The sequence below is a fragment of the Salifodinibacter halophilus genome (genome assembly GCA_012999515.1).
Classification (GTDB): domain Bacteria; phylum Pseudomonadota; class Gammaproteobacteria; order Nevskiales; family Salinisphaeraceae; genus Salifodinibacter; species Salifodinibacter halophilus.
The window spans coordinates 1-269 of sequence record JABEEB010000277.1 but is presented as its reverse complement, the minus strand read 5'-3'; the positions used below and the strand labels follow the sequence as shown (position 1 = coordinate 269).

General features: G+C 66.5%; 1 protein-coding gene. It reads left to right on the top strand.

The annotated features are described in order from the left end of the window. Window positions 1-13 precede the first annotated feature (13 nt). The coding region (locus HKX41_11650; protein ID NNC24787.1) for a hypothetical protein at window positions 14-269 on the top strand (256 nt) is incomplete at its 3' end.

Here is a 269-nt window from a genome sequence, read left to right as displayed (position 1 = left end):
GATCGATTTCTCCATGCGCGACCACGACTGGGTGCGCACGGTCATCCTTCCGTCCGCACCGCGCAACGGCGCGCGCGTCAATATCACCACCCGGGCCCAATGGGCCTCGCATCTGGACGCCTCCGGAGTCGACGCCGGCGTCAGCCAGATCGACTTGCCGACCAATGCCAGCTATTCGCTGAGCTACTCGGCCGCCGAAGGCGTCTGGACCCTGCTGTCTGGCAACTCGGTGACCAGTTCGGCTCCGGCCAACGGTGCCGCCGTCATCG